General features: G+C 73.9%; 8 protein-coding genes. 1 reads left to right on the forward strand and 7 read right to left on the reverse strand.

Going from position 1 to position 12,583, the window contains the following annotated elements; all coding sequences use genetic code 11:
- Nucleotides 1-136: 136 nt before the first annotated feature.
- Nucleotides 137-1,606 (reverse strand): nitronate monooxygenase, encoded by a 1,470-nt coding sequence (locus ACZ5C2_RS35570; protein ID WP_468800629.1) that lies wholly within the window; start codon nt 1,604-1,606, stop codon nt 137-139.
- A 132-nt stretch (nt 1,607-1,738) separates the two neighbouring features.
- On the reverse strand, nt 1,739-2,233 hold the full coding sequence (locus ACZ5C2_RS35575; protein WP_468800631.1) for a MarR family winged helix-turn-helix transcriptional regulator: 495 nt from the start codon (nt 2,231-2,233) through the stop codon (nt 1,739-1,741).
- Between the two features lie 127 nt (nt 2,234-2,360).
- On the opposite strand from ACZ5C2_RS35575, the gene ACZ5C2_RS35580 reads away from it, so the two are divergent.
- Nucleotides 2,361-2,774 (forward strand): organic hydroperoxide resistance protein, encoded by a 414-nt coding sequence (locus ACZ5C2_RS35580; RefSeq protein WP_468800633.1) that lies wholly within the window; start codon nt 2,361-2,363, stop codon nt 2,772-2,774.
- A 9-nt stretch (nt 2,775-2,783) separates the two neighbouring features.
- Here ACZ5C2_RS35580 and ACZ5C2_RS35585 read toward each other — a convergent pair whose 3' ends face one another.
- The 5 genes from ACZ5C2_RS35585 to ACZ5C2_RS35605 all read right to left on the reverse strand — a co-directional run bounded on the left by ACZ5C2_RS35585 (nt 2,784) and on the right by ACZ5C2_RS35605 (nt 12,549).
- A complete protein-coding gene (locus tag ACZ5C2_RS35585; RefSeq protein ID WP_468800635.1) occupies nt 2,784-4,343 on the reverse strand; it encodes a hypothetical protein in 1,560 nt (519 codons plus the stop codon).
- 98 nt (nt 4,344-4,441) lie between these two features.
- The gene (locus tag ACZ5C2_RS35590; protein WP_468800638.1) at nt 4,442-5,707 is read right to left on the reverse strand and encodes a hypothetical protein; all 1,266 of its coding nucleotides are present in this window, start codon (nt 5,705-5,707) and stop codon (nt 4,442-4,444) included.
- Complete coding sequence (locus ACZ5C2_RS35595) at nt 5,704-7,920, reverse strand: bifunctional glycosyltransferase/CDP-glycerol:glycerophosphate glycerophosphotransferase (RefSeq protein WP_468800641.1); 2,217 nt, start codon at nt 7,918-7,920, stop codon at nt 5,704-5,706. Before ACZ5C2_RS35595 ends, ACZ5C2_RS35590 begins: the two co-directional genes overlap by 4 nt.
- Nucleotide 7,921: 1 nt before the next feature.
- Nucleotides 7,922-10,135 carry a bifunctional glycosyltransferase/CDP-glycerol:glycerophosphate glycerophosphotransferase gene (locus tag ACZ5C2_RS35600; RefSeq protein ID WP_468800643.1) on the reverse strand — a complete coding sequence of 738 codons (2,214 nt, stop codon included), beginning with the start codon at nt 10,133-10,135 and terminating at the stop codon, nt 7,922-7,924.
- A gap of 152 nt (nt 10,136-10,287) precedes the next feature.
- The gene (locus ACZ5C2_RS35605; RefSeq protein WP_468800646.1) at nt 10,288-12,549 is read right to left on the reverse strand and encodes a bifunctional glycosyltransferase/CDP-glycerol:glycerophosphate glycerophosphotransferase; all 2,262 of its coding nucleotides are present in this window, start codon (nt 12,547-12,549) and stop codon (nt 10,288-10,290) included.
- Between the last annotated feature and the right edge of the window lie 34 nt (nt 12,550-12,583).

Genomic DNA, 12,583 nt, shown 5'->3' on the forward strand with positions numbered 1-12,583 from the left:
TCCTGCGCCCCCCTCGCCCGCCTCCCCCCCTCCCCTCCTCCTTCCCTCCCCCCCCCCCCCCCCCCCCCCCCCCCCCCCCCCCCCCCCCCCCCCCCCCCCCCCCCCCCCCCCCCCCCCCCCGGGACCGGACAGTTGTTCACGCGTGTGCGGCCGTTGCCTCGCTCACTCCCGCACGCAGCCACCGCACCACCGCTTCGGCACCGTACGGGGCTCCGTCGGGGGAGAGATCCCGCAGGAATTCCAGGTCCTGGCCGATGGTGACGACGGGCGGCTCCACCACACCGCGCGGCCGGCGCTGCCCGAGGCCGACGGCGGACACCAGCCCGTTGCACAGGCAGTGCCGCCCCTCGGTCCGCTCGAGGTCCCCGCCCTTGCGGACGTACGCCTTCTGCGGCTCCGCGGGACAGCGGTAGCCGATGGCGCCCTGGGGGGTGCGGTAGGGCGTCCGCAGATAGCCGAGGTCGCAGACGCGGGCGCGCGCGGCGCTCACGTCGGGGTCTGCCAGGGTGCCGGGCAGGTCGGCGACCTTGAACGGGAAGCTGGTCGGGGAGGCCGCCGGGTCGTTGCGCACCCGCAGTCCGCCGGCCAGCTCGCGCTCGATCAGCTGCCGCCGCAGTCCGGCGTCCATGCCGGACTCCTCGCAGAGCGCGAACACGCTGCCGAGCTGGACGCCGGCGGCCCCCGCCGCCCTGGCCTCGCGCAGCTGTCGCGGTCCGCACTGGCCGCCGGCGATCCAGAACGGCAGTCCGAGGCGGGCCATCTTCGCGAAGTCGGGGGTGTCCCTGGGGCCGTAGACGGGGTCGCCGTCCTCGTCCAGGCTCAGCGGTCCGCGCGGCGGGGCGCTGTGGCCGCCCGCGCGGGGGCCCTCGACGACGAATCCGTCGGGCCGGGTCTCCTCATCGCGGTTCAGATACGCGGCCAGCGCCGGCAGCGAGACGATGGCCAGGACGCGGGGGCGGCGCAGGCCGTCGGCGTGGCCCGGCCGCGCTCCGCGCAGCACCGAGGCCGGATCGAAGCGCAGCTCGAAGGGCTGCTCGTCGCCCGCCACGTCCACCCGTACGGTGACCGGCTCCGACCGGGCGAGTCCGGCGGCGATCCCGGGAATCTGCGCGGGGATACCGGCGCCGACCAGGACGTAGTCGACGCCCGCCAGGATCGCGCCGAACATGGCCGGCAGGGTGGCGAGCTGGACCTTCTCCAGGTAGTTGACGCCGACCGGTCCGTCGTGGCCCTCCTTGGCGAGCCAGACCTCGCAGAAGTTGGCGACCACGGTCAGCGGCCGGGAGGGGCACGTCTCGTCGACCGTCATCATGGGGGTGGCCGCGAAGCGTTCGCCGGGGCCGATACCGCCCTCGACGAAGTAGCGCTCCCGCAGCTCCTCGGCGAGTTCCGGTACGGGGAAGGCGGCCAGCGCCCGCCTGAGGTGACCGCCCGGGTCGCCGTTCTGCAGCATCCGGATCAGCAGGGTGTCGAGAGCGGTGCCGGAGACGACCCCCAGCTGCCCGGTGCGCGCGACGGCCCGGGCGAGCCGCCAGCCGGACACCCCCACACCCATCCCGCCTTGGATCAGCCACGGCGGACTGGCCGCCGTCCGGGGTTCGTTCATGCGGTCCTCGCAAACCTGACGGCCGGACCGGGGCGAGCCCGCGCCCGAGCCGGCGTATCCCAAACTTACGGTCCCGTAAGCTACGGCATCGTAACCTACGGCATCGTAAGTTGTGGAAGGCGTGCGGGATCTTCACGCGCCCTCGGCCGCCGCCTTGTCCAGTGCCGTGGTCAGCTCGTGGAGGCGGGCGCTCAGGGAGTGGATCTCGTCGCTCTCGAAGCCGGTCGCGGCGAGGATCCGGCGCGGCACCTCCACGGCCCGCTGTCGCAGCGCGGTGCCCTCCTCGGTGGGCCGCACCTCCACCGACCGCTCGTCGCGCGCACTGCGTTCCCGGCGCACCAGGCCGGCCGTCTCCAGTCGTTTGAGCAGCGGGGACAGGGTGCCGGAGTCCAGTCGCAGATGCTCGCCGAGCTTCTTCACGGGCAGCGTGCCGTGCTCCCACAGCACCAGCATGACCAGGTACTGCGGATAGGTGAGGCCGAGATCCTTGAGCACCACCCGGTAGACGCCGTTGAAGGCGCGGGAGGCGGCGTGCAGGCTGAAGCAGATCTGCTGGTCGAGGCGGAGCCAGTCGTCCGCGGCGCCCGGCAGCGGGGGTGTCGCGGGTGGGCTCGGAGTGGCTGTCATGGGTCCAGGGTAGCTCTCGGGGGCCATTTGGTTGCGTGCAATTCAATTGCGTGCTCTACTTGTGGTCGTCGGGCGGCCGGAGCCCTTCGGGGACCCGGCCCAGTCACCACTCGAGAGGGGCCTCCCCATGGACGCGCTCTACACCGCCGTCGCCACCGCCACCCACGGCCGCGAGGGCCGCGCCGTCACCTCCGACGGCAAGCTGGACCTCGGCCTGAGCGCCCCCGTGGAGCTGGGCGGCAACGGTGAGGGCACGAACCCCGAGCAGCTGTTCGCCGCCGGGTACGCGGCCTGCTTCGGCAGCGCCCTCGGCGTGGTCGGCCGGGCGGCGAAGGTCGACGTCAGCGAGGCCGCCGTGACCGCCGAGGTCGTCCTCGGCAAGCAGGGCGAGGGCTTCGCGCTCGCGGTGACGCTGCGCGTCGAGCTGCCCGACGGCCTGGACGAGGCGACCGGCCGCAAGCTGGTCGAGCAGGCCCACCAGGTCTGCCCCTACTCCCACGCCACCCGCGGCAACATCCCCGTGGACCTCGTCGTCGAGTAGTCCCGCCGCTCACGGTCCGACCCGCGCCAGCACCTCCCCCGTCCGCCGGCTCCACGCCACCACCACTGCCTCCTCGGGCACCCGCTGCCAGGGTGTCAGCAGCAGCCAGCGCGCGTGGTACCGGCGGACGACCCCGGCCCGCTCGGCGCGGGTCGAACGGGGATCCAGGTACGCGCGCACATCATCCGCCCGTCGCAGCCGCTCCCGTTCGTCCAGCGCGGCGTCCGGCCAGGCGGGCGCCGCGAGGTTCGGCCCGTATCCGGCGATCGCGTGGACGGCGTGATAGCCGTCGGTGATCACCACCTCGCCCGGCCCGATGTACCGCGCGGCCCAGTCGTACGCCGGCCAGTCGGGCGGCCGTTCGAAGCCGACCGGATCCACCGCGGGCGGCACCACCGCCCCGGCGTGGACGGTCAGGAACGCGGCACAGGCCGCCACGGCCGTGGCCCCGCCCAGCAGCCTCCGCCACACCGGCCACGGCCGGGGCGACGCCAGCTCCACCGCGAGCGCGCACTGCAACGGCACCAGCGTGAGCCCCAGCACCCTGCCGTAGGTGTAGTGGCCGCTGACCCAGCCGTACGCCACCATCAGGCAGTCCGCTGCGAACATCAGCACCAGCGGGTCGCGCCACGAGGTGCGCCGCGCCCGCAGCCACAGCACAGGCAGCCCGAGCAGCGCCAGCCCGAACTGGCCGGCGAGGTCCCGGTACAGCCGCCGGTGCATCGCGTCCACGCTGTCGTCCCCGGCCAGCGCGAAGACGTCGAAGTACGGCCAGCAGGCGGCCACCAGCAGCGCCACCGCACCCGTCAGCCCCCACCGTGCGACGACCGCCGCCGACCACCCGCGCTGCCACCCGGCGACCAGCGTCACCGCACCCAGCGCCGCCGCGACCGCCGTGATCGGGTGTACGAGCAGGATCAGCCCGTACAGCGCGCCCAGCGCCGCGTACCCCGACAGCGGACGCAGCCCGCCCGGCCCCACGTACCGCACGGCCCCCGCGTCCCTGGCCAGCGCCCCCGTCAGTGCCCAGGCCCAGAAGGCGAGCCCGATCGCGAACGCCGACGGGTAGGGCAGGTTGCCCGTCATCGACATCAGGTTCAGATAGCCGCTCCACCAGGCCCGCTCCACCCCCCACAGCAGCGTCATCGCGGTGAGCGCCAGCACCGGCGCCCAAGGACGCGGGGTCAGCACCCGCACGAAACGGCCGATCCCGGTGAGCAGCACGAGCAGATTCAGCGGTCCGGTGAGCCTGAGCACCTCCCAGCCGCCAAGACCGGTCAGCCGGGCGGCCACACCCTGTGCCAGGGCGAACGGCGAGTAGTAGGGGCTGCCCGCCCCCGGCAGGTCCGCCATCGGATGCCGGGGGTGCAGCAGATCGTCCTTGAGGCGCTCGACGACCGCCGCGTGCTGCCCGGCGTCGCAGCACAGCGGCACCGCCCAGTACGCCAGTGACATCACCAGCCAGAAGAGGAAACCGAAGAGCTGGTACGGCGTGGGGCGCCAGGCTCCGCCGCCGCGCAGCGCCGTGGCACCGCTCACGGAACGCCGTACGAGGACCCCGGCGCTCATCGAGTGACGAGGAATGAGGACATTTCAGGCATCTGGCGTATGTTCCCGTAGACGTCGGAGGCTTGACCTCATGTCACCTCTTCGAGTGACCGCGGTGGTCAGTGCACCGGCTCCATCGGCGCCCCCTGCGCGGGTACCGCGATCCGCCGCACCACCGGCTCCAGCAGCAGCGGCACGCCCAGTACCGGCAGCAGCCAGGCCAGCGTGATCAGTCGCTCGCCCCAGATGTTGATGTCCGGATGCCCGGCCTGGTTGAGGAACCCCGTACAGGCCGCGGCGACCACGAAGGCACCGAACGACGGCCGCCGCAGGGCACCCGCCACGCCGGCCGCGAGAGCCGCCACGAACAGCGGTTCCCACAGCTGTCGCCGCAGCCACTCCATCCAGAAGTTCCCCTGGAGCTGGAAGAACTCCGCCCAGGGACGCTCCCGGTCGGGGCGGGAGAAGTGATCGGTCAGCAGGTCCTGCACGCTCTCCGACACCGACGGAAAGTGCAGCAGCCGGGCCAGCAGCACCGTACCCAGCGCCCCCGCGCACCCCGCCCCGGCGAGCGCCGCCGGCCCGCGCCCCGGAGGCAGCCCCCGCCACCGTCGCCGTAAGGCGACCGCCGCGCCCGCGCCCGTCAGGCACAGCCCGAGGAACAGCGCCTGCGAGTGCTTCACGGTGAACAGCCCGAGCAGCGCGGCGCACACGAGCGCCGTGCCCGCCCGCGTCCGGCGTCCCTCCAGCACCAGCGCGCAGCCCCACAGCGCGGCCAGGGTGAGGGCCAGCAGCAGCCCTTCGGTCATCGGGCGCATCGCCGTCGTCCCGCACGGCAGGACGCAGAACAGCGCCTGCCCGGTGAGCGCGAGCGGCACCGGAACCGACAGCGCCCGCAGGACCAGGAAGGCCAGCACCCCGCCCGCGCAGGTGATCACCACGCCCGCCGCCCACAGCCCCCACGTCGCGCCGAACAGACTGACGAACGGCACCAGGAACACCGGATAGCCGGGACGCACCTCGAAGATCCGCATGAACCGCTCCGGCATGAACGGCACGGTGTGCCCGCCGGTCCGTCCGGCCGCCAGCGACGCCTCGACCGCCCGCCACTCCTGCTCCCGGCACTCCTGAAGGACCCGCGGGGCGGGGTCCGGGGCGTGGAAGCGCACCACGTCGACGTTCTGCCCGCGGTGCGCCATCGACGCCCGGCCCGCGCAGTAGTGGTCGATGGTGGCGGCCGCCGCCTCCCGCTTGCCGACGCCGCTCAGGCTCAGGGCGTACGACAGGTAGTTCTTGCTGTCGGGGGTGTCCCGGCCGGAGACGTTCGCGAGTTGCAGCACCGCGAAGACCGCGGCCAGGAGCAGTACCCAGGTGCGCGGCCTCACGACGGAGTCAGCCGGCCGCGGCCCGCGGCCTGGGCGGGCACCCGGGTGGTGCCCGGGGACCCTTCCGGCATCGGCTCGCCCAGCATCAGCACCCGCACCACCCGCTCGGCGGCCCGGCCGTCGTCGAACTCGCAGTACCGCTCCCGGAAGACGGTCCGCAGCCGCGCCGCCTCCGCGTCCCGCCAGGTGCCGGAGTCGAACAGCCACGCCAGCTCCCGGTAGGAGCGCGACACGTGGCCCGGCGCCTCGGCGGTGATGTCGATGTAGGCGCCGCGGCTCGCCCGGTAGGCGTCCCAGTCGTCGGCATGGATCACGATCGGCCGGTCCAGGTTGGCGTAGTCGAACATCAGGGCCGAGTAGTCGGTGACCAGGACGTCGGAGGCGAGCAGCACGTCCCGCACCTCCGGCTCGTCCGTGGCGTCGACGAGCACGCCCCGCCGGTGCAGCTCCGCGAGGCCCAGCCCGCGCGCCGGCCCGTCGGCGAGCGAGGGGTGCAGCCGGACCACGAGGGTGCGGCCCTCGCCCAGGTCGGCGGCGAACCGGGCCAGGTCGATCCGCTCCACCAGCCCGTCCCTGCGGTAGTCGCGCCGGGTCGGCGCGTACAGCACCACCGTGTCGCCCTCCGGGATCCCGAGCCGCGCGCGGACCTCACGGCCGCTGTCCGGTCCCGCGCCGACCAGGACGTCGTTGCGGGGGCTGCCGCTGCGCAGGGAGGCGAAGTGGCAGGGGAAGGCCCGCTCCCACACCAGCTCGGAGTGCCGGTTGGCGACCAGGCTGTGGTCCCAGCGGTCCGCCCGGCGCAGCATCTGCGGCACGTCGAAGCCGTGCCGGGCGCCGGGCTTGCCCAGCAGGTCGGCGCCCATGAACTTCAGCGGGGTGCCCTGGTGGGTGTGGATGTGCACGCTCCCCGGGCGCTTCACCAGCGACCCCGACCAGTTGACGTTGTTGACGAAGTACGTCGCCCGTTCGGTCACCCTGCGGTAGCCGGGCGAGTCCAGCAGCACGTAGGCGGTGTCCGGCGGCAGCCCGGCCGCCTGCTCCTCGTCGGCCAGCACCCATACGCCCCGGACGTGGGGGGCGAACTCGCGCGCCGCGCGGTGGATCGCCGCCGGGTCGCCGAGCACGCCCCGGTGCGAGAACGCCGAGTACACGGCGAGTTCCGGGTCCAGCGGGCGGCGCAGCGCGGACCGGGCCCGCGCGGCCCGCGCCACGGTCGCGGTACGCGCCTGCCCGGCCCGCCGGCCCAGCTCCCGGCCCGCCCGTCCGGCCTGCCGCCGCAGCACGTAGCCGGCGTAGCCGCCCTCCAGCACTCGCAGCTCGGCGGGGACCCGGGCGCCCTCCGGCCGGTGCGCGCGGAACATCTCGGCCGTACGGCGGAAGAACTCGCCCCTGTCGGACGGGGGCAGCCGGTCCGGCTTGGAGAGGATGTCGAGACAGTGCTCGCCCATCTTGGCGTGCAGGAACGGCCGCCAGTGCGCCAGCGCCGGACGGGCGTCGACGAACCGGAACACCCGCGCGTACTGCTCGTGGACGTCGAAGTGCTTGCGGCTGGTGGTGGACAGGATGTTGCCCCGGCGGCGCTGCCGGTAGTACACGCAGATCCGGTCCAGGGTCGCGACGCGCTCCGCGCTGAGCAGCACCGGGAACGTCCAGGGCGTGTCCTCGTAGTAGCCGGGCGGGAAGACGAAGCCCTCCCGTTCGACGAACTCGCGCCGGTAGACCTTGTTCCACACCACCATCAGCAGGTCGAGGATCTCCGGCCGTTCGGCGGCGGTGAAGGTGCCGCCGGCGTTCTCCGCCAGGACATGGGCCAGGACGTTGCGGCGCGTGCCGCCCCACCAGTAGGTGCGGGCGTAGTCGAAGACCAGCACGTCCGGGTCGCCGGTCTCGTCGAGCCGGTCGGCCAGTGCGCGCAGCGCGCCCGGGGTGAGGGTGTCGTCGCTGTCCAGGAAGAACAGGTAGTCGCCCGACGCGAGCGGCATCCCGGCGTTGCGAGCCTGCCCGAGGCCCACGTTCTCCGGCAGATGCAGGACCCGGACCCGTTCGTCGCGGGCCGCGTACGCGTCGAGGATCGCGCCGCAGCCGTCGGGGGAGCGGTCGTCGACCGCGATCACCTCGATGTCGCGGTACGACTGCTCGAGCACCGAGTCGAGACAGGCGTGCAGATACCCCTGCACCTTGTGGACGGGGACGATGACGCTGAAACGGGGCACGTCAGCTCCTCACCGGGGTGGCGGCAGCGGGAGCGGGGACTCGCTCCGCGAGCGGGATCAGGGGCGGCAGGGCCTCGGGAGGCTCACCGAGCAGCACCCGGCGTACGACCCGTTCGGCGGCCCGCCCGTCGTCGAACACGCAGAACCGCTCCCGGAAACGGGTCCGCAGCGCGGCCGACTCGGCGCCCGCGTACGAGCCGTCGCGGAACACCCGGGCCAGCTCGTCGGGGGTACGGGTCACCGGCCCCGGCGGCCCGTCCATCAGGTCGAAGCAGACGCCCCGCGTCTCCCGGTAGACGTCCCAGTCGTCGGCGTACACGACGATCGGGCGGTCCAGATTGGCGTAGTCGAACATGATCGACGAGTAGTCGGTGATCAGGGCGTCGGCGGCCAGGCAGACGTCCTCCGAGGAGCGGTGCGCGGAGACGTCAATGACCCGGCTGACCCGGCCGACCCGGCCGCTGTTCCCGTGCCCGCCCAGGTCGTAGAAGTAGTGGGCCCGCAGCAGGACCACGACGTTCTCGCCGGCCGCCTCGCAGAACGCCTCCAGGTCGAGTCCGGGCTCGAAGCCGGTGTGGTGGTCGCGGTGGGTGGGGGCGTACAGCACGGCGGTGGCGCCCTCCGGGACGCCCAGCTCCGAGCGGATCCGGGCCACGTCGTCGGCGCCGGCCGTCAGATACACGTCGTTGCGCGGATAGCCGTACTCCAGATGCTCGTAGGAGCCGGGGAAGGCGCGCTCCCACACGCGCGTGGAGTGGGGGTTGGAGGAGAGGTTGTAGTCCCAGCGGTCCACCCGGCCGAGCAGCTTGGTGAAGCTGCCGGTGGCGGCGGCCACCACCGGGAACGCCGACTGGTCGACGCCCATGGTCTTCAGCGGCGTGCCGTGCTGCGTCTGGAGGTGGACACTGCCGGGGCGTTTGACGACGCCCTCCGCGAAGTTGGCGTTGTTGACCAGGTACGTCGCGCGGGCCAGCACCTCCCAGTAGCGGTGGCTGCCGATGACCGCGTACTCGACGCCGTCCGGCACGGTGTGCGCCTGTCCGGCCTCCACCAGGAACACCGAACGGAGGTGCGGGGCGAGTTCGCGGGCCCTGGCGTGGATCGCGGCCGGGTTGCAGGCGTAACCGCGGCCCCAGTACGCGCAGTACACGACGAGGTCCGGATCCAGCGGGCGGCGCAGGTGCATCCGGTACAGCAGCCGGGTGCGCAGGCCCCGGGGCACCCTCGACGCCGCCCGGACCACCGCGCGACGCGAGCCGCGCAGGGCGGCGAAGGCCGGGTAGGAGCCGGCCGCCAGCAGTCGGTGCTGCACCCCCACGCTGCCGCCCGGGGGACGGTATCCGGCGGGGCGGTGACGGCGGTACAGGGCGCTCGCGCGGCGGAAGAACGCGCGGCGGCCCGACGGGAGCCGCCGGGGGTGCGCGGCCGTCTTCAGCACGGCCGCGAACAACTGCTCGAACAACGGTCCCGACCGGTCGGCGGGCACCTCCAGGTCGGCCGCCCGGCCGAGCACCAGCCCGGCCTGGTCCAGCAGATCGGCGTGATGCTCCCCGGGCAGGTTCAGCCGGTTGCCCTGCCGGCGCACCAGATGCCGTACGACCACCGCGCGGAGCACCGCCACACGCTCGGCACCCAGCATCGCGAGCCCGCCCCAGCCGATGTCGGTGAAGTGGCCCACCGGGAACACCAGGCACTGCTCGGCGGCGAAGGCGCGGCGCCAGGCCGCGCTCCACGCCGGGAGGCGCACGCCGGTGAGCTGCGGAGCGCGCTCCGGGGCGAAGGCGTCGTCCGGGGTGTTCGCCAGGAGAGGGGCGGCAGGGTTGGTGGACTCGCCCTCCCACCAGGGGACCCGCTCGTGTTCGAAGTGCAGCACGTCCACCCGGCCCGTCTCCGCCAGCCGTGCGTCCAGGGCGGCCAGCGCGCCCGGGACCAGGACGTCGTCGCCGTCGAGGAAGAGCAGATACGTCCCGGTCGCCGCCCGCATCCCCGCGTTGCGCGCCCCCGCCAGTCCTTTCGAGGGCGGCGCGTGCACGGGAGCCACCCGGGAATCCCGTTCGGCGTGCCGGGCGGCCACATCGGCCGCCGGGGACCCTGGGGCGTCACAGACCGGGATCAGCTCGAAGTCACCGAAGGACTGGGCGAGGACCGAGTCCAGCGCCTGGCCCAGCCGGCCTGCGACCCCGTGGGACGGGACGATGATGCTGAAGCGGGGCATTCTGCTCTTTTCGTAGGGGATGGTGTGGCGCCGGCCGCCTCAGCGTGCGGGGCGCCGACCGGGCCGCCCCGCCGGCCGCCGGGTGGGCGGCCGGGCCGGGGTGGGCCGCGACGGGCCGGGGGGCATGGGATCTCCCGAGGGGGAAACGACGGTCAGCCGCCGTCGGTGACGGTCAGCAGGCCCGCCGGCCGCCACGGAGGCAGTGACGCGAGCGACGGCACGTCGGGCGCGGCGGTGGCCGGCGGTGCCGGGCGGCGCTCGTCCAGGGGGACGACCGGAGGGACGGCGGTCTCCCCGAGCACGATCCGGCGTACGACCCGTTCGGCGGCCCGGCCGTCGTCGTGCGGGCAGAAACGGTCACGGAACGCGGCGCGCAGCCGGGCGGAGCGGGCCCCGCGCCAGTGGCCGGAGGCGAAGATGTCGATCAGCTCGTCCTCGCTGCCCACGACCGCGCCCGGCGGGACGGACCGCGGATCGAAGTAGAGGCCCCGGGCCGCCTCGTACGCCTCCCGGTCCTCGGCGTGCAGGACCACCGGCCGGTCCAGGACCCCGTAGTCGAACATCAGCGAACAGAAGTCCGTGACCAGGGCGTCCGAGGCCAGGCACAGCGAGACCGGGTCGGGGTGCCCGGAGACGTCGATCACCCGGTCGGAGGCCGCCTCGAGCGGCCCGTCGGCGCCGTGCCGGACGCGGGCCAGGACGACGAACCCCGGGCCGAGGCGGCGGGCCACGCGCTCCAGGTCGAGCAGCCGGCGCTGGGTGCGGAGGTAGTCACGGCGGGCCGGTGCGTACAGGATCGCCACCGTGCCCCCCGGGATGCCCAGCGACGTCCGCAGCGCGGCGACGTCCGCACCGGTCGCCGAGTGGAACCGGTCGGTGCGCGGTCTGCCGTACTCCAGGGTGGTGTAGCGGCCGGGGAACACCCGTTCCCAGGTCAGGGTGGAGTGGCGGTCGCCGGAGACGACGTAGTCCCACTGGTCGACATCCCGCAGCAGCCGGGTGAAGTCGGTGTCCCGGGCCGCCGCCGGTCGCTCCTGGAGATCCAGCCCCGCATACCCGAGGGGGGTGCTCCGCTGGACCCGGACGAGGATCTGGCCCTCGCGCTTGAGCAGGCCGGGCCCGCTCTCGGTGTCGGTCACCAGATACGCGGACCGGGCGAGCGCGGTCCAGTGGGCGGCGGTGCCGGGGACGAGGCGGCGGGTGCCGGGAGCGAGGGTGTGATGGTGCTCCGGGCCGGCCGCCCACGCGGTGCGGATGTGCGGGGCGAGCTCGCGCACCGCGGACTCCAGGGCGCCCGGGTCGCCGCCGTGGCCCCCGCGGGCGGTGAAGAGGGCGTGGTCGGTGCGCAGCGGGAGCAGCCGCTGGAGGCGGTAGTGCCCGCGCAGGGCGGCTTGGCGCAGGGCGCCCAGCAGCCGCCCGGTGAGCCGTGCCGTCCCGCGGTACACGGCCGCCGTCCGCCTCAGGATCCGGTAGGTGCGGTGCAGACCGAAACGGACCAGCGTGTGATGGATCCGGGTACGCCCGCGGACGGGTGCGCCGGGTGTCCGGTGGCGCCGGTAGTGGGTCCGGGCCCGGTGCAGGAACGCGGCCCGTGAACCGCGCGGCAGCCGGTCCGGCCGGGTGTACACCGTCACCAGGTGGTCCACCATGCGGCGGAACAGCACCGGGCGCCACCGCTGCAGTCCGGGTCGCTCGTCGAGGAACGCGAAGACCCGGTCGTACTGGTCGAAGACGTCGAAGTGCCGGTCACTGGTGGTGCGCAGGATGCAGCCGGCCCGCCGCTGCCGGTAGTGCACGCACACCCGGTCGAGCGTGGCGATCGACTCCGCCGTCATCAGCGCCGGGTAGGTCCAGGGGGTGTCCTCGTAGAATCCGGGCGGGAAGGCGAGGCCCGCGCGCTGGACGAACGCCCGCCGGTAGGCCTTGTTCCAGGCCACCATGAGCAGGTTCAGCAGCCCCGGCCGGTCGGCGAGCCGGAACGGCGCCGGGCCCCGCTCGGTGAGTTCGGCGGCGGCCCGGTTGCGGACGGCCTCGCCCGACCAGTAGGTGCGCGCGTAGTCGTAGACCAGCACGTCCGGTTCGCCGGTCTCCTTCAGCCGGTCGGCGAGGGCGAGCAGCGCGTCGGGGGCGAGGGTGTCGTCGCCGTCCAGGAACACCAGGTAGTCGCCGGTCGCCCGCTCCATCCCGGCGTTGCGGGCCCGCCCGAGGCCGGTGTTCTCCGGAAGGTGCACGACCCGTACGCGCGGGTCCCGGGCCGCGAACTCGTCGATCACCGCTCCGCAGGCGTCCGGCGAGCAGTCGTCGACGGCGATCAGTTCGAGATCGGGATACGACTGGGACAGCACCGATTCCAGGCACTCGTGCAGGTACGCCTGAACCTGGTACGCGGGGACAATGACACTGAACCTGGGCAAGAGGCATCCAACGGTCGGTGCGGGCGTTCTGCCC

This window comes from Streptomyces sp. NPDC031365 (genome assembly GCF_055569765.1).